Here is a 17,803-nt window from a genome sequence, read left to right on the forward strand (position 1 = left end):
ATGTCCACCTACAACAGTGGCGGAACTCACAAGGAGGGGTGGATGAGCACCCAGACGGCGGAACCTGAGGTGTGGCGGGACAAGAAGCGATACCTGTGGCTGATGGGCCTGATCGCCCCGACGGTGATGTTCACCATGCTGCCGTTCATCTGGGCGATGAACCGGTTCGGCTGGCAGGTGGCCGCGCAGGTGCCGTTCTGGATCGGGCCGATCCTGGTCTACGTCCTGCTGCCGGCCCTGGACCTGCGGTTCGGTGCCGACGGACAGAACCCGCCCGACGAGTTGATGGCGCAGTTGGAGAACGACCGGTACTACCGCTACTGCACCTACGCATACATTCCGTGCCAGTACGCCAGCCTCGTGCTGGGCGCCTACCTGTTCACCGCCACCGATCTGAGCTGGCTGGGGGTCGAGGGGTCGCTGGGCTGGTTCGGCAAACTCGGGCTGGCACTGTCGGTGGGCACTCTGGGTGGCGTCGGCATCAACACCGCGCATGAGCTGGGGCACAAGAAGGACCAGCTGGAGCGCTGGCTGTCCAAGATCACGCTGGCGCAGGTCTGTTACGGGCACTTCTACATCGAGCACAACCGCGGCCACCACGTGCGGGTGGCCACCCCTGAAGACCCGGCGTCGGGCCGGTTCGGCGAGACCTTCTGGGAATTCCTGCCGCGCAGCGTCTTCGGTGGTGTGCGCTCGGCCTGGCAGCTCGAGGCGGCGCGGTTGCGCCGGTTGGATAAGGGGCCCTGGCGGCTGTCCAACGACGTGCTCAACGCATGGCTGATGTCGGTGGTGCTGTGGGGCGTGCTGATCGCGGTGTTCGGCCCGGCGCTCATCCCGTTCGCCGTCATCCAGGCCGTCTACGGCTTCTCCCTGCTGGAGTCGGTGAACTACATCGAGCACTACGGCCTGCTGCGCCAGACCCGGGAGAACGGCCGCTACGAGCGCTGCACGCCCGAACACAGCTGGAACTCCGACCACCTGGTGACAAACCTGTTCCTCTATCACCTGCAGCGGCACAGCGACCACCACGCCAACCCCACCCGGCGCTACCAGACATTGCGCAGCATGGCCGGGGCGCCGAACCTGCCCAGCGGGTACGCGTCGCTGATCGGGCTGACCTACTTTCCGCCGCTGTGGCGCAGGCTGATGGACCGTCGGGTGCTGGCGCACTACGGCGGCGACATCACCCGGGCCAACATCGATCCGCGCCGGCGAGCGAAGATCCTGGCTCGCTACGGCTCGGCCGAACCGGCGGCGGCGTGATGGCGAGCTATCGCTGCCCGGGCTGCGACTACGTCTACGACGAGGCGGTCGGCGCGCCCCGTGAGGGATTTCCGGCCGGCACACCGTGGCAGCAGGTTCCCGATGACTGGTGCTGCCCGGACTGTGCGGTGCGCGAAAAGCTGGATTTCGAACTGGTGGAGGTGACCACATGAGCGACTACAAACTGTTCCGCTGCCTGCAGTGTGGCTTCGAGTACGACGAGGCTGCGGGCTGGCCGGAGGACGGCATCGAGCCCGGCACCCGGTGGGCCGACATCCCCGAGGACTGGAGCTGCCCGGACTGCGGAGCGGCGAAAGCCGACTTCGAGATGGTGGAAGTTGCCCGGGCGTGACGGCGGCGACGACGCAGACCAGAGTGCCGGGCAGCGTAGCGGCGAGGAGGATGAGGCGATGACACCGAGCGTCGGGGTGATGCCCGCTAATCTCGCGGTGGTGAGACGCATTCCCTACGCCGAGGCATCCCGGGCGCTGCTGCGCGACTCGGTGCTCGACGCGATGCGGGAACTGCTTACCAGCCGGGACTGGTCGTCGATCACGCTGGCCGCGGTGGCGGAGGCGGCCGGGGTCAGCCGGCAGACCATCTACAACGAATTCGGCTCCCGTCAGGGCTTGGCGCAGGGTTACGCGATCAGGCTGGCCGACCGGCTCGTCGACGCCGTCGAGGGCGCCATCTACGGCAATGTCGGCGATGTCCACACCGCGCTCCTGGAGGGGTTCCGGTCCTTCTTCACCGAGTCGGCCGCCGACCCGCTGGTGATCTCGCTGCTGACCGGTGTCGCCAAGCCGGATCTGCTGCAGATCATCACCACCGACAGCGGCCCGATCATCACCCGCTGCTCGCAGCGGCTCACGTCGGCATTCATGCACACCTGGGTCAAGGTCAGCGAGGAAGACGCCGGAATCCTGGCCCGGGCTGTCGTGCGGCTGGCCATGAGCTATGTCTCGATGCCCCCGGAAGCCGACCACGATGTGGCCGCTGACCTGGCTCGACTGTTCACGCCCGCGGTCGAGACCTACGGTGTGATCGAGACCGATTGACCCGCTCGAGCCGCCTGTGGCGCTCGCCGGTAGCTTGTAGCGGAGCTATTTTCACCGAACCCACGGGGGACGCACTGATGAGTTTGACCGCGGACAGCCGCAACGGCATCGACTACAAGGTCGCCGACCTGTCGCTGGCCGACTTCGGCCGCAAGGAGATCCGGCTGGCCGAGCACGAGATGCCCGGCCTGATGGCGCTGCGCCAGGAGTACCACGGCGTCAACCCGCTCAAGGGCGCCCGCATCACCGGTTCACTGCACATGACGATTCAGACCGCGGTGCTCATCGAGACCCTGGTTGCGCTCGGCGCCGAAGTCCGTTGGGCCTCGTGCAACATCTTCTCCACCCAGGACCACGCCGCGGCCGCGGTCGTGGTCGGCCCGCACGGCACCGTCGAGGAGCCCAAGGGCACCCCGGTCTTCGCCTGGAAGGGCGAGACCCTCGAGGAGTACTGGTGGTGCGCCGAGGAGGCCCTGACCTGGGCCGGCGAACCGGCCAACATGATCCTCGACGACGGCGGCGACGCCACCATGATGGTGCTGCGCGGCGCCCAGTACGAGAAGGCCGGCGTGGTGCCGCCCGCCGAGGATGGCGACTCGGCTGAGTGGAAGGTCTTCCTGGCCCGGCTGCGTGAGCGCTACGAGACCGACAAGACCAAGTGGACCAAGATCGCCGAGTCGGTCCAGGGTGTCACCGAGGAGACCACCACCGGTGTGCTGCGGCTTTACCAGCTGGCTGCTGCCGGTGAGCTGGTGTTCCCGGCGATCAACGTCAACGACTCGGTCACCAAGTCCAAGTTCGACAACAAGTACGGCTGCCGACACTCGCTGATCGACGGCATCAACCGCGGCACCGACGCCCTGATCGGTGGCAAGAAGGCGCTGGTCTGTGGTTTCGGCGACGTCGGCAAGGGCAGCGCGGACTCGCTGAAGGGTCAGGGCGCGCGGGTCACGGTCACTGAGATCGACCCGATCAACGCGCTGCAGGCGCTGATGGAGGGCTACGACGTTCAGACCGTCGAGCAGGCGATCGGCGAAGCCGACATCGTCATCACCACCACCGGCAACAAGGACATCATCACCCTCGACCACATGAAGGCGATGAAGAACCAGGCCATCCTGGGCAACATCGGCCACTTCGACAACGAGATCGACATGGCCGCCCTGGAGAGCTCGGGCGCCGTCCGCGACAACGTCAAGCCGCAGGTGGACGTGTGGACCTTCCCGGACACCGGCAAGTCGATCATCGTGCTGTCCGAGGGCCGGCTGCTCAACCTGGGCAACGCCACCGGGCACCCGTCGTTTGTGATGAGCAACAGCTTCTCCAACCAGGTGATCGCCCAGATCGAGCTGTGGACCAAGGGCGATGAGTACGACAACGAGGTCTATCGGCTGCCCAAGCACCTGGACGAGAAGGTGGCCCGCATCCACGTCGAGGCCCTGGGCGGCACCCTGACCAAGCTGACCAAGGACCAGGCCGAGTACATCGGCGTCGACGTCGAGGGCCCGTACAAGCCGGACCACTACCGGTACTGATCTTCTTCGGCGCGAGCAGACGCAGAATCGCACCACGGGATACCGCTGTGGGCGATTCTGCGTCTGCTCGCCGGATTAGGCTCGGCGCGTGCTGATCGCGATCGAAGGGGTCGACGGCGCCGGGAAGAACACCCTGGCCCAGGGGCTGCGCACGGCGTTCGAGCAGGCCGGCAAGTCGGTGGCGACGCTGGCGTTTCCCCGCTACGGCGACTCGGAGACCGCCGACCTGGCCGCCGAGGCGTTGCACGGCCGACACGGAGATCTGGCGGATTCGGTCTACGCCATGGCGCTGTTGTTCGCGCTGGATCGCGGCGGGGCCCGCGCCGAAATTGGCCGCCTGCTGCACTTCCACGACATCGTGCTCTTGGATCGCTACGTCGCCTCCAACGCCGCCTACAGCGCCGCCCGGCTGCATCAGGACGCCGCCGGGGAAGTGGTGGACTGGGTCCGGCAGCTGGAATTCGGCCGGCTCGGGCTGCCCGCGCCGGACTGGCAGGTGCTGCTCGACGTCCCCGCCGAACTGGCCGCGCAGCGCGCCCGGCACCGCGAGGACCACGACTCCGCCCGAGCCCGGGACAGCTACGAACGTGACGACGGCCTGCAGCGCCGCACCGGCGAGGTGTACCGCGGGTTGGCCCGAGCCGGCTTCGGCGGCCGGTGGCAGGTGGTCGGTCCCACGGTCTCCGCGGCCGAGTTGGCGGGTGTCCTGCGCGGGTAACTCCGCGAAACGCGCGTGTGGTAGCAGGATTTTGTCTCGATCTGGTGACACCATGTACGCCATGAGGCAAAGGATTCTTGTCGTCGATGACGACGCGTCGCTGGCCGAGATGCTCACCATCGTGCTGCGTGGGGAGGGTTTCGACACCGCGGTCGTCGGCGACGGCACCCAGGCGCTCACCGCGGTGCATGAGCTGCGGCCCGATCTGGTGCTGCTGGACCTGATGCTGCCCGGCATGAACGGCATCGACGTGTGCCGGGTACTGCGCAAGGATTCCGGCGTACCGATCGTGATGCTCACCGCCAAGACCGACACCGTCGACGTGGTGCTCGGGCTGGAATCGGGCGCCGACGACTACATCATGAAACCGTTCAAGCCCAAGGAGCTGGTGGCCCGGGTGCGGGCCCGGCTGCGCCGCAACGACGACGAGCCGGCCGAGATGCTCTCGATCGCCGACATCGACATCGACGTCCCGGCGCACAAGGTGAGCCGGGGCGGTGAACAGATCTCGCTGACCCCGCTGGAGTTCGACCTGCTCGTGGCGCTGGCACGTAAACCCCGCCAGGTGTTTACTCGTGAGGTGCTCCTCGAACAGGTGTGGGGATACCGGCATCCGGCCGACACCCGGCTGGTGAACGTGCACGTCCAGCGCCTGCGGGCCAAGGTGGAGCAAGACCCGGAGAACCCGACTGTGGTGCTGACCGTTCGAGGAGTGGGTTACAAGGCCGGACCTCCGTGATCCCCATCCCCACGGGGGAGCGCAGGTGATCGTCGCGTCTTCGACGAGGCAGAGCGCCAGCGGTGCTGAGGAGAAGCGCCAGTGATCTTCAGTTCCAGACGGCGGCCCCGGCGTTCGGGTCCGCTGCTGCTCGGCGTGAACACGCTGCGCCGTGCGGTGCAGGTCGCCTGGCGCCGTTCGCTGCAACTGCGCGTTGTGGTGCTGACACTGGGTCTGTCGGCCGCGGTCCTGCTGGCGCTGGGGTTCGTGTTGACCAGCCAGATCACCGATCGGGTGCTCGACGTCAAGGTACGGGCGGCTACCGAGCAGATCGAACGGGCGCGTGTCACGGCCGGCGGCATCGTCGGCGGTGAGGAGTCCCGCTCGCTGACGTCGAGTCTGCAGCTGGCCCGCAACACGCTGATGTCCAAGACCGACCCGGCCCTCGGCAGCGGAACCGCGGGAGCCTTCGACGCGGTGCTGGTGGTGCCCGGGGAGGGGCCGCGTGCGGCCACCACTGCCGGGCCGGTCGACCAGGTTCCGGCCGCGCTGCGCGAATTCGTCAAGGCCGGCCAGGTCAGCTACCAGTACGCCCCCGTGCACGTCGAGGGTTTCGCCGGACCGGCGCTGGTGATCGGCACGCCGACGACGTCGCGGATCACCAACCTGGAGCTGTACCTGATCTATCCGCTGGGCACCGAGCGCAACACGATCAGCATGGTGCGCGGCACCATCGCCACCGGGGGCCTGGTTCTGCTGCTGCTACTGGCCGGCATCGCCCTGCTGGTGTCGCGACAGGTGGTGCTGCCGGTGCGGTCCGCCTCGCGGATCGCCGAACGGTTCGCCGAGGGACACCTGTCCGAACGGATGCCGGTGCGCGGCGAAGACGACATGGCCCGGCTGGCGGTGTCGTTCAACGACATGGCCGAGAGCCTGTCGCGCGAGATCACCCAGCTCGAAGAGTTCGGCAACCTGCAGCGCCGGTTCACCTCCGATGTCAGCCACGAGCTGCGCACCCCGCTGACCACGGTGCGGATGGCCGCCGACCTGATCCACGACCACAGCGAAGACCTGGAACCCTCGCTGCGGCGGTCCACCGAACTGCTGGTCAGTGAACTGGACCGGTTCGAATCGCTGCTCAACGACCTGCTGGAGATCTCCCGCCACGATGCCGGGGTGGCCGAACTGTCCGTGGAGTCGGTGGACCTGCGCTCGACGGTCAACAGCGCCCTGGAGAACGTGGGTCACCTGGCCGCCGACGCGGGCGTCGCGCTCAAGGTGGACATGCCCAGCGAAGGGGTCATCGCCGAGGTCGATCCGCGCCGGGTGGAACGCATCCTGCGCAACCTGATCGCCAACGCCATCGATCACGCCGAGCACAAGCCGGTGGTGATCCGGATGGGCGCCGACGAAGACACGGTGGCGGTCACCGTGCGCGACCACGGGGTGGGGCTGCGGCCGGGGGAGGAGAAACTGGTCTTCAGCCGGTTCTGGCGCGCCGACCCGTCCCGGGTACGACGCTCCGGCGGCACCGGGCTGGGCCTGGCGATCAGCGTGGAGGACGCCCGGCTGCACCAGGGTCGGCTGGAGGCCTGGGGTGAGCCCGGCAAGGGCGCGTGCTTCCGGCTTACCCTTCCGTTGGTGCGCGGCCACAAGGTCACCACCAGCCCGCTGCCGATGAAGCCGGTGAGCCCTGCCGAGCGCCGGGAACGTCGTCTGCGGGCTCGCGAACATGCCGAGAGGAGCGGGTGATGCGCGGCATTCATGCGGCGGTCCCAGCTTCGCCTCTCCTCCGTCGAGCCTCGCTGAACCGCCGGGTTCATGCGGCGGTCCCAGCTTCGCCTCTCCTCCGTCGAGCCTCGCTGCTGCTGCTCGCCGCGATAGCGATGGCCCTCGTACTGGTATTACTGGCGGGCTGCGCGGGGGTGCCCAGCACGTCGGCCCCGCAGGCGATCGGCACGGTGGAGGCCCCGCCGCCCTCGGTGCTGCCCAAGCCCACGCCCGGGATGGATCCCGACGTGCTGCTGCGGGAATTCCTCAAGGCGACCGCCGATCCCGCCAACCGGCACCGGGCGGCGCGGCAGTTCCTCACCCAGGAGGCATCCGACGCCTGGGACGACGCCGGCAGCGCGCTGCTGATCGACAACGTGGTGTTCGTCGAGACCCGCAGTGCCGGCCGGGTCGCGGTCACCATGCGGGCCGACATATTGGGGTCGCTGTCGGACATGGGAGTCTTCGAAACCGCCGAGGGCGCACTGCCCGCCCCGGAACCGATCGAACTGCTCAAGACCTCCGAGGGCTGGCGTATCGATCGGCTGCCCAACGGGGTCTTCCTGGACTGGCAACAGTTCCAGGCCACCTACAAACGCAACACGCTGTACTTCGTGGATCCGACCGGCAAGACGGTGGTTCCCGACCCCCGCTACGTCGCCGTGTCCGACCCGGATCAGTTGGCCACCGAGCTGGTGTCCAAGCTGATCGCCGGACCGCGCCCGGAGATGGCCGGGGTGCGCAACCTGCTGGGTCCGCCGTTGCGGCTGCGCGGGCCGGTGACCCGAGCCGACGGCGGCAAGAGCGGGGTGGGCCGCGGCTACGGCGGCGCGAAGATCGACCTGGACAGTCTCTCGACCACCGACCCCAACACCAGGCAACTGCTTGCCGCGCAACTGATTTGGACCTTATCCAGGGCCGACATCAAGGGGCCGTATGTGATCGACGCCGACGGCGCGGCGCTCGACGACAGGTTCCCCGAAGGCTGGACGACTTCCGACGTTGCCACCACCGACCCCGGCGCCTCGGACGGCGCCGGCGCCGGCATACACGCGCTGGTCGGCGGATCCTTGCTCGTCCTGGACGGGCAACAGGCGAACAGGGTGCCCGGGGCGTTCGGCCGCGAACCCGACCAGGAGTCGGCTGCGCTGTCCCGCAACGGGCGCCAGGTGGCGTCGGTGGTGGTGCACCCCACCGGCCCCGACCCCGAGGCCACGCTGTGGATCGGTGATCTCGGGGGCGAGGCCGTGCAGGCCGCCGAGGGACACACCCTGTCGCGGCCGAGCTGGTCACTGGACGAGGCGGTGTGGGTGGTGGTCGACGGCAACTACGTGCTGCGGGCCATCCAGGAGGTGGCCTCCGGGCGCCCGGCCCGGATCCCGGTGGACTCCGGAGCGATCTCCGCGCGGTTCCCCGGACCGATCAGCGAGCTGCAGCTGTCCCGAGACGGCACCCGCGCGGCGATGGTGATCGGCGGCCAGGTGATCCTGGCCGGTGTCGAGCAGATGCCGGGTGGCCAGTTCGTGCTCCACTACCCGCGCCGGCTGGGTTTCGGGCTGGGCTCCTCGGTGGTGTCGCTGAGCTGGCGCACCGGCGACGACATCGTGGTGAGCCGGTCCGATCCCAAGCACCCGGTGTCCTACGTCAACATCGACGGGGTGAATTCCGATGCGCCGAGCGGCAATCTGCAGCTGCCGATGTCGACGATCGTCGCCGATCCGTCCACGGTGTATGTGGCCGATCCGCGCGGAGTGCTGGCGCTGTCGTCATCGGTGGCCGAGGACGAGCAGAGCTGGTCGCCGGTGGCGCCGTTCATGGTCGGCGGCGCGGTGCCGGTGCTGCCGGGCTGAGCGTTGCCCCGCTGGGGAGCCCCGAACGCCCACTACATGTGAATTACATGTGCAAAGATGTGAAAACGATCGGGTACGGCGGCGTGAGTTGCCGAAACCGGGCAGAAAAACCCGGAGGATTGTCTCGGTTTGGCCTGAGTCAGGTGTCGCCTCGCGCGGGTCCGCATATACGCAATAGGAACTTTGACACCACCAATTCTTGCCGGATCACGTCCCTGCGCCACATCCATATAAAGACTATTTATAATTGGGCATTGTAAAAATTATCTGCTCCTGCGTGGCGCCGGTGTCGTGACGGGGTAAGTGCTGGACACGGAGCACGCCGCCAATCGTTGGTCGCCAGGGCGTCGCGGGCGGTGGGTGTGAAGAAAAGCGTGTGGAATCCACAAAATGGACAATTGACCCATTTCGCGACGGACTGGGCCCGCGGTGTAAAGCGATTGGACATCGCTACCCCATAAAAATCACGAAACAATAACGTATTGATCACGGTAATGTCACAAAGTGCAATTCGTCATTAACCTAAGAATCGCCTGTGTCATACGCTGCCGACATTCGAGTCGCCGATCATTCGGGACCGGTCCCAACGTCAGGAGCGGATCATGCAACAGGCACTTCGGCCGTACATCACCACCGGCGTCGTCCTATTCGGTACCAGCCTCATCGCCGTCGCGCCGGTCACACCGCTGCTCCCCGATGTGCAGGCGCGCACGGTCTCGCTGGCGGGTGACGCCTCGGACATCATGGGGGCCTACCAGGATCTCTACGCCGACACCCTCGCAAACCTGCAAGCCATGAGCAATGCCGAGCCGTTCCCGGTGCTGCAACAGATCATCGCCAACTGGACGGGCTACCTCGAGCAGCTCAGCGCCGATCCGCAGTCGATCGGCGTCGTGGCGGCGGACATTGCGAACCACCTGCAGCAGGTGACCAGCCTGATCATGAACCTGCTGCCGACAATCGGCGCCCAGATCCTTCCCCTTCCGGCGCCGATCTCGGTAGAACTCTCGACACCGCTGGCCATGATGATTGCCGGCCTGGGTCCGTTGGTGACCACGCTCAACGAGCTCAACGGGATCATCGGAACGATCCAGGCGGCCACCGACCCGGATGCCCTGCTAGCCGCGCTGTTGACGGCTCCGGCCCATCTCCTCAACGCTTACCTCAACGGCACCGACAGCCTCGATCTGCTGGGGGTGAGCATTCCTGCCTTCAACGGACTGCTGGTCCCCGGGCAGGTACTCGACACCGAGGTGTCCGTCGGCGAGCTCCTGACCCAGCTGGACGGCCTGCTCGGCGGCCTGGGCAATCTCCTCAATGCCTTGGGCGGAGACAACATTGACCTGGGCGGACTGCTCGACAATGTGCTGACCACCCCGCTGCAGGGGCTGCTGGGGGACCTGGGGTTGGGCACACTCACGCTGGGCGGGTTGCTCGACGGCGTGGGAATGGGCGGCCTGGGTCTCGACCAGCTGCTGGGAACGCTCGGCGTGGGTGACGTGACGCTGCCCGGCCTGCTGGGTGACCTGGGATTGGGCGGTCTGACGTTGGGCGGCCTGCTGGGCGGCGTGGGTCTGGACGGCGTGACGCTGGGTGACCTGCTGGCGGATGTGGGTTTGGGCGGCATGACGTTGTCCGGGTTGCTGGGCGGTGTCGGCATGGGAGACACCACGCTGGCTGAATTGTTGAGCAATGTCGGTGTCGGCGACACACCGCTGTCTGAGCTGCTGGCCGATGTGGGGTTGGGCGACGCCGTCCTGCCCGGCCTGCTGGAGAACCTGGGGCTGGGCGATCTGACGCTGGTCGGGCTGTTGGACGGCGTGGGGCTGGGTGACCTGACGTTGCCCGCCTTGCTCGGTGGCGCGGGTCTGGGCCAGATGACGCTGCCCGGGCTGCTCGACGGGGTGGGGTTGGGCGACACCACGCTGGTCGGGTTGCTGGACAGGGTTGGGTTGGGTGGCCTGGACCTGGGGGCACTGTTGGGTGCCGTCGGGCTGGGTGGGACCACGTTGCCGGATCTGATCGAGGATCTGGGGTTGGGCAACACCAGCCTGGTCGGGTTGTTGGACGGTGTCGGGTTGGGTGACCTGACGCTGCCGGCTCTGCTCGGTGGTGCGGGGCTGGGTCATATGACGCTGCCGGGGCTGCTCGATGGGGTGGGTTTGGGTGACACCACGCTGGTCGGGTTCCTGGACGGAGTGGGCCTGGGCAGCCTGAACGTCGGGTCACTGTTGGGGGCTGTCGGGCTGGGTGGGACCACGCTGCCCGACCTGGTCGAGGACCTGGGAATGAGCGATCTGACCCTGGGCAGCCTGCTGGGCGGGCTGGGAACAGCGGACGTGACGCTGGGCGGCCTGATGGACACCTTGAACCTCACCGACCTGAGCGTGGGCGGCCTGGTCGGCGCCGTCGGCCTGGACAACCTGGATCTCAGCGGACTGCTGACCGGCATCGGTCTGGGCGGTACCACACTGCCCGACCTGATCGGCGACCTGGGCTTGGCCGACCTGACGTTGGGCGGGCTGGTCGGCGGCGTCGGGGCGGGCGGCACCACGCTGCCCGAGCTGTTGTCCCACATGGACATGGGCGACATGACGCTGTCCGGGATGGTCGGCGCCCTGCTGGGCACCACGACACTGCCCGACATGCTCACCAGCCTCGGCCTGGGCGGCCAAACCCTGGGTGGCCTGCTGGGTGGCCTGGATCTGGGCGGAATGAGCCTGCACACCCTGTTCCACAACCTGAACATGAACGGCCTGAGAGTCATGGACGTGCTGAATGACCTCGGGTTGGGCAACATCAGCATCGGCACAATGATCACCAACATGGGGCTGGGCAGCATGGGCCTGCACAGCCTGGTCAACAACCTCGGTATGGGCGGCCTGACCTTGGTGAATGTGTTGAACACGGTCGGCGTCGGGCAGATGGGGCTGGGCGGGCTGCTGAGTACGTTCAACGTGACCCTGGGCGCCGGCTCATTGTTGACCTTCCTGGGTGCCGAACCCTCGGTCATCACCGATGTCCTCGACGCGCTCACCCTGAATGACCTCATCAACATGACCGGTATCACCGTCGGCGGCCTGCTGGACTTCTTTGGTCTCAACCAAACCCTGAACGCGCTGTTGGGCAACATCGCCGCGCAAGGAGGCGGGGTGAGCCTGAGCGGGGTGTTGCACGGGTTGGGGCTCTACAACATGACATTGCCCGCCATGCTGTCGAACCTGGGTCTGGGTAATTTCACTCTGGGCTGGACCGGATGGAACGGCCTGCTGCAGGTCCTGGGGTTGGAGCACATGAGCGTCAACGGCCTGCTGAACGCGGTGGGCATCGGCGACGACAACCTGGTAGCCATGCTGAACAGCCTGGGCCTGGGCATGAGCCTGCCCACTCTGCTGGACAACGTCGGGATCGGCGGCCTGAGCCTCAACGACGTCGTCGGCAGCCTGACCTTGGGCACCATGAACCTCGACGGCCTGCTGAACGCCTTGGGCATCGATGACCTGAACCTGGCCAACCTGCTGCAGAACCTGGTCGGCGGCCTGACCCTGCCGGGCCTGATCAACAACCTGGGTCTGGACGACATGACGCTGGGCGCGCTGCTGGGCAACCTGGCCACCGGCGACCTCACCTTGGGCACCCTGCTGGGCAACCTGAACCTGAGCGGCCTGACGCTGGGCGGGCTGCTGGACAACCTGAACCTCAGCGACCTCGGACTGGGCAGCCTGCTGGGCGGGCTGAATATGGGCGGCCTCACCCTGCCCGGGCTGGTAGACGCGCTGGGCCTGGACAACCTGACCCTGGGCGGGCTGCTGAGTGATCTGGGCACCGGCAACTTCACGCTGTCGGGGTTGTTGACCAATCTGGGTCTGGGTGACGCGACGCTGCCGGGGTTGGTGACCGATCTGGGCCTGGGTGACCTGTCCCTGTCGGGCTTGTTGGGAGGCCTGGGTATCGGTGGCATGTTCGTGCCCGGTCTGTTGGAGGATCTGGGCCTGGGCGACGTGACGCTGTCGGGTGTGCTGGGCAACCTGGGTGTCAGCGATCGGACGCTGAGTGAGTTGCTGAGTGACCTGGGTACCGGCAACTTCACGTTGTCGGGGTTGTTGACCAATCTGGGTCTGGGTGACGCGACGTTGCCGGGGTTGGTGACCGATCTCGGTCTGGGTGATGTGACACTGTCGGGCTTGTTGGGCGGCCTGGGTATCGGTGGGATGTTCGTGCCCGGCTTGCTGACCGATCTGGGCCTGGGCGACCTGACCCTGCCCGGCCTGCTGGGCGGTCTGGGTGTGGGTGACATGAGCCTTGTTGAGCTGCTGACCAATCTGGGCACCGGCGGCTTCACCCTGCCGGGGCTGTTGGACGCGCTGGATCTGGCCGATGTGACGCTGCCCGGGTTGCTGGGTGATCTGGGACTGGGCGACCTGACCCTGGGCGGGCTGTTCGACGGCCTCGGCTTGGGCGCCCTGAACCTGCCCGCGCTGCTCGGCGATGTCGGGTTGGGCGAGATGACGCTGCCCGACCTGCTGGACGGCGTGGGGCTGGGCGGCATGACACTGGGCGGTCTGCTCGGCGGTCTGGGCGCCTGGGACCTGGGATTGGGCGACCTGCTGGGTGACTTGACCGGCAACCTGAACCTGGCCGGCCTGCTGGAGGGCCTGGGCTTGAGCGACCTGGATGCGTTCACACTCGACAGTGGGTGGTTCGGCGGACTGATGCCGTTCCTGTTCAACGAATTGCCGCAACAGATCGCCGAGCTGCTGGGCGCGCCGGCTGCCGGCGCAGCCGACGCCACGGCGTTCGCCTCGGGCGCGGCAGCCGACCTGTCGGACAGCCTGGGCGCCGAACTGCTGGCGCAGTTCTGGGCCGAGTTCGCCGTTGCTCCCTGATGCCGCCGTGCTGTGTTGACGATCGTCGCCCCTATTGATCTGCTCGTCCGGCTTTCTCAATCGACTTCGGTCTGCATTAATGGTCGGGTAACTACGTAGAGGGGATAGCTGTCGGTGGCGCAGGATCCGTACGTTGATCAGTTGAAACGGCTGAATCGCAAGTCAGACTTGGCGAACGCGCTCAATGCAGCACAGCTACTTCAGCACCAGCGGATCATCTCCCAGAACAAGGAACTTCTCGATCTGCGGCACCAGCAGCTTGCTGAAGAACGACAGTACCGCTTCAAGATGTGGCTCCAGTCGCCTGCGGGCGTCGGTTATTCGGCTTGGCACGCGAAGGCGGCGGACTTGCTTGCCGCGATCCGGGCTTTCGACGAGGCATGGCAGGGCACCTGGGACTCGGAGATAAGTGCCGCTGTATCACCGCACGAACGCCAGCAGGTCAGTACAAATCGGTATTTGCCCAGGCCCCTCCCGGTCGCGGTCAAGAAGGTTCTGAATCCGGTCCTGGTGGGCATCGCGACTGCGATTCTTCTGTGGCTCGTTGTTATGCAGATGGTGGGTCGCGTGTTCGATGGTTCGTATTGGGCGCTGTTGATCTTGCTTGCTGGCTCGGCTGGGGCGCTCGCCTGGACACTGCTATTTGACGACACCAACTTTGTTCGGGCCGAGGAGGCGATGGCAGACAATTTGCGCGCCAGAAGAATTCATCTGTTCGGGGTGGATCCGCTGACCTCGCCGGTCCCGAGTTGGTCGGTGAATTGCGAACACCTTGCGATACGTCGGTCTATCGAGTCAGTGATAGGGAACGCGCCGATGCAGTTTCCTGGGCCAGCGGAACTGCCGGCTCTCGAAGCCCCCCGATGCGTGGATGCGGCCACGATCCGCCTGGCTTCACACCGTGATCTGCTTGCGATCAACCCTTTCGTCCAGCTGGGCGCGGCACTGCGGGACGGGGATGGGGCGGGGGACGGCGGCAGTGCAACTGTTTCTAGCGGGGGCCAGTGATGCTGCCGCCCGGACGACCTGAATACAGGCAAACGGCTGAGTCCGCGAATGTCCGGCCGGCTATGTTCGCGAGTATCGCAGTGACAACGACGGTCTTGGTTGTTGGAGTGGTCGTTGCCCTCGTTCACGACGACCGGCAGTCGGAGCCCTCGGTAGCAGGCTCACGCGCGACGGCCACTACACGGTCGGCCCAACCTGCCCGGCCGAGAATTCCTTCGGCGCGACCGCTGCCAATGGATCCGTTGCCCACGCAACGGATTCCGGAGCAGGCCGAAAATCAGTTGCGATGGGTTTTTCAATCCCCTTCCGGGAACATCGGTTGTGTGATGGACGGTCTGGTGAAACCGGCAACGGTGAGCTGCGTGATCCGAGAGCACACTTACACAGTCCCGGGGGCGTTGGGCCCGGGTTGCACCCCCGGCGATTCGCATCGATTTGATATGGCCGAAGGCCAACCGCCGTCCATAGCGTGTATTGCCTCGGTCGACGGTTTTGGCCTTCCCGTCCAAGACTATGGAAAGCCGGTATCGGCAGGCAGTATCACTTGTGTGAGCGAGATCGATACCGGAGTCACGTGCAATGACAGCCGAACGGGGCACTTCTTTCAGGTTGCGCGACAGGCGTATACCGCCGGTTGAGCGCGTCGAGATAGCGAGCCTGAGTGTGGTGCGTGGAACAGTGGCCCGAACATCGAAAACTTCGTCTTCACGCTCTAACTGCGTCGGGGGTTGCTCATGTGGCGCCAGATCGAATGATCCAGGTCCGAGCTGGACATTTCGAGACATTCGGCGGCCGCCGTTACCAGCGCGGTAACGGCATCAGGACCTGGGCGTCCACCGACGGCCTCGCTCACGAATCGCGTAACCAGGGTATCGGGCTTGACTCCATCTGTGCCGAGGAGCATGAGGAAGTAGGACCAGGTCACTGGGCCAAGACCGCGAGTACCGCAGTAGATGCTCTTCTGCTTGTCGGAATTCCGGTCGACGTCGGCGGCGTGCACTACTCCGGCTTCGGCGAGCCGCCGAGCGGCGTCGACAATCGCTTCAGTTTTCAGGGCGCCACCTGTCTTCTGCCGGTTGGCGAGTACCTCTGACAGCCTTGCCGAATTGATATCCCCGAGGATTCGCAGGTCGTCCCACCCAGTGCGTCCCGAGTCGGCTTGGTACCGCTTGATGGCGCCGCGCACGCCGGTATCCGCGGTGACGCCATATCGCGCGCGGATAGATAGAACTGCGTCGATCAAAGCGAGTTCTATGTTCTCGGGCCAACCACCCGGCGTCTTGCGGAGCGTGATTGCTGATCTGATACCCGCTACGAGACGTTCGACGTCCGCTGGAGTCGGCGCCATGCCCACAACTTTCTGTAAACCGGTCAGTTTGCGCTCCCAGTAAACCAAGCACCTACGACATCGGCGGGGGTTCGGCGGGACGCAGCCACAAGGATGGCGATGCCGTTCGATTGCCGGTGCTGCCCGGCTGAGTCGGACTACGCCGTGCCGGTTGCCGGCGAAAGGCGCCGGCGTTTGGCGCGCTCCCGCCGGGTCTGTCGCCGCTTGGCGCTGGTTACCAGGCGGGCCACGGCGGCTTCGATGCTGCGGGCGAACTCGTCGATATCGGGCATGGTGTCGTAATCGGCCAGGATGCCGAAGTACAGGTTCTCGGCGTAACTCAGCATCGCCACGCCGGTGCGCAGCTGCAACGCGATCGGCGGTACCGGCAGAAGCTCGAGCACCCGGCGGCCCAGGATGTGCAGCGGTTGCGACGGTCCCGGCACATTGGTCGCAACCGTGGTGACGCCGTGCTGCGGTAGACGCGTCAACAGCCGAACCGTCCACGCGGTCAGCGGGAACGGCAGATAGTTGGTCGCCGTGACAAGCGTGCTGCCGGCCTGGCGCTGCCCGGTGCTCTTGGTTCTGCTCAGCCGCGCGTGCACCAGGTTGAGCCGCTGCACCGGGCTGTCCACCTCGACCGGCAGGTAGGGCAGCATCAGTGAGACCCGGTTGTCGGTTGCGTCGGAGGCATCGCCCGCCCGCGTCGACACCGGCACCAGGGTGCGCAGGGTTTCGGCGGTGGGATGTTCGCCGCGGCGTTCCAGCATGCCGCGGTAGCCCTCGGTCAGGGCGGCCAGCGCGACATCGTTGAGGGTCACGTCGAACTCCCGGCAGATCCGGTTGACGTCGTCGAGGGCCACGTGAGCGGAGCTGTACCGGCGCATAGCGCTCATCGGACCGTTCAACGAGGTGCTGTTGCCCGGGCTCAACAGCCCTGCCGACAGCTCGACGGTGCCGCGGACCGCCCGCGCCGCGGCCGCGCTGATCCCGGTCGAGACCTTCCAGAGCGCGGCCGGCCAGCTCGCCGGGTTGAGGTTCACCGAGTGGAGGCCGAATTCTGAACGGGCCGAATGTGATTCGTGAGCACTACGAATATCGCCGGCGAAACTGGCCACCGCGTCGGCATCGTCGCCGCTCTCGTCGCACAGGCCGGTGAACAGATGCGACGCCGCGATCCCGTCGGCGACGCAGTGGTGAACCTGGACCAGCATCGCCCACCGCTCGCCGGTCAGTCCCTCGATCACCCAGATACGCCACAGCGGCCGATCGCGGTCCAGTCGACGGGCCATCTGATCGGCGACGACGCCGAACAGCTCGGCGTCGCCACCGGGATGGGGCAACGCGATCCGTCCGAGGTGGTGTGCCAGGTCGAAGTCGGGGTCGTCCACCCACCGGGGCGGCGCCAGGTCGAGCGGGTGCGACTGCAGCTTCTGCCCGAGCCGCCGGCAGCCGCTGATCCGGGCGCCCAGCGTGGAAACCAGCGACGCGTAGTCCGGCGGTGGCCCTTCCAGGACGACCAGCCCGCCGAGCGCCAGGCTGACGTGGCGGTCGGAGTCCTCGGCCTGCAGGAAACCCGCGTCCAGTGTCGTCAGCTGCTCCACGATTCCGACCTCCCGCCTGGTCCCGCTCCAATGGTCCGCCCGTGACAGCGGCGAGGGCAGGGCCAG

The 17,803-nt window shown here is 66.5% G+C and carries 13 protein-coding genes; 11 read left to right on the forward strand and 2 right to left on the reverse strand.

The genetic code is table 11. The features are described 5' to 3' along the window. Window positions 1–42 precede the first annotated feature (42 nt). The 11 genes from AWC16_RS21890 to AWC16_RS21940 all read left to right on the forward strand — a co-directional run bounded on the left by AWC16_RS21890 (window position 43) and on the right by AWC16_RS21940 (window position 14,806). A complete protein-coding gene (locus AWC16_RS21890) occupies window positions 43–1,263 on the forward strand; it encodes an alkane 1-monooxygenase (protein WP_085266872.1) in 1,221 nt (406 codons plus the stop codon). Next, on the forward strand, window positions 1,263–1,436 hold the full coding sequence (locus AWC16_RS21895; protein WP_085266815.1) for a rubredoxin: 174 nt from the start codon (window positions 1,263–1,265) through the stop codon (window positions 1,434–1,436). Before AWC16_RS21890 ends, AWC16_RS21895 begins: the two co-directional genes overlap by 1 nt. Beyond that, entirely contained in the window at window positions 1,433–1,615 is a 183-nt protein-coding gene (locus AWC16_RS21900) for a rubredoxin (RefSeq protein WP_085266816.1), read from the forward strand. The genes AWC16_RS21895 and AWC16_RS21900 overlap by 4 nt, the downstream gene beginning before the upstream one ends. A 58-nt stretch (window positions 1,616–1,673) precedes the next feature. Further along, the gene (alkX, locus tag AWC16_RS21905; RefSeq protein ID WP_085266873.1) at window positions 1,674–2,321 is read left to right on the forward strand and encodes a TetR family transcriptional regulator AlkX; all 648 of its coding nucleotides are present in this window, start codon (window positions 1,674–1,676) and stop codon (window positions 2,319–2,321) included. A 74-nt stretch (window positions 2,322–2,395) separates the two neighbouring features. Then, window positions 2,396–3,856, forward strand: coding sequence for an adenosylhomocysteinase (gene ahcY, locus AWC16_RS21910; RefSeq protein WP_109561543.1), 1,461 nt, complete (start codon window positions 2,396–2,398; stop codon window positions 3,854–3,856). A gap of 88 nt (window positions 3,857–3,944) precedes the next feature. Then, window positions 3,945–4,574, forward strand: a complete 630-nt coding sequence (locus AWC16_RS21915) for a dTMP kinase (protein ID WP_085266818.1) — start codon at window positions 3,945–3,947, stop codon at window positions 4,572–4,574. A gap of 52 nt (window positions 4,575–4,626) precedes the next feature. Further along, window positions 4,627–5,313, forward strand: coding sequence for a two-component system response regulator MtrA (mtrA, locus tag AWC16_RS21920; RefSeq protein ID WP_013829915.1), 687 nt, complete (start codon window positions 4,627–4,629; stop codon window positions 5,311–5,313). Between the two features lie 81 nt (window positions 5,314–5,394). Beyond that, the gene (gene mtrB / locus AWC16_RS21925; protein ID WP_085266819.1) at window positions 5,395–7,044 is read left to right on the forward strand and encodes an MtrAB system histidine kinase MtrB; all 1,650 of its coding nucleotides are present in this window, start codon (window positions 5,395–5,397) and stop codon (window positions 7,042–7,044) included. A 134-nt stretch (window positions 7,045–7,178) separates the two neighbouring features. After that, on the forward strand, window positions 7,179–8,912 hold the full coding sequence (lpqB, locus tag AWC16_RS21930; protein ID WP_109561537.1) for an MtrAB system accessory lipoprotein LpqB: 1,734 nt from the start codon (window positions 7,179–7,181) through the stop codon (window positions 8,910–8,912). Between the two features lie 602 nt (window positions 8,913–9,514). Then, entirely contained in the window at window positions 9,515–13,798 is a 4,284-nt protein-coding gene (locus tag AWC16_RS21935) for a hypothetical protein (RefSeq protein WP_085266820.1), read from the forward strand. A gap of 114 nt (window positions 13,799–13,912) precedes the next feature. Next, entirely contained in the window at window positions 13,913–14,806 is an 894-nt protein-coding gene (locus AWC16_RS21940; RefSeq protein ID WP_085266821.1) for a hypothetical protein, read from the forward strand. Window positions 14,807–15,518: 712 nt separating this feature from the next. On the opposite strand, the gene AWC16_RS24150 is transcribed toward AWC16_RS21940, so the two are convergent. Together AWC16_RS24150 and AWC16_RS21950 are read right to left on the reverse strand one after the other, a co-directional pair. After that, window positions 15,519–16,154, reverse strand: a complete 636-nt coding sequence (locus AWC16_RS24150) for a hypothetical protein (protein WP_133056022.1) — start codon at window positions 16,152–16,154, stop codon at window positions 15,519–15,521. 137 nt (window positions 16,155–16,291) lie between these two features. Continuing rightward, the gene (locus AWC16_RS21950) at window positions 16,292–17,737 is read right to left on the reverse strand and encodes a WS/DGAT/MGAT family O-acyltransferase (protein ID WP_085266823.1); all 1,446 of its coding nucleotides are present in this window, start codon (window positions 17,735–17,737) and stop codon (window positions 16,292–16,294) included. Window positions 17,738–17,803: the final 66 nt, after the last annotated feature.

This window comes from Mycolicibacter longobardus, from assembly GCF_002102265.1.
In the GTDB taxonomy this organism is placed as follows: Bacteria; Actinomycetota; Actinomycetes; order Mycobacteriales; family Mycobacteriaceae; genus Mycobacterium; species Mycobacterium longobardum.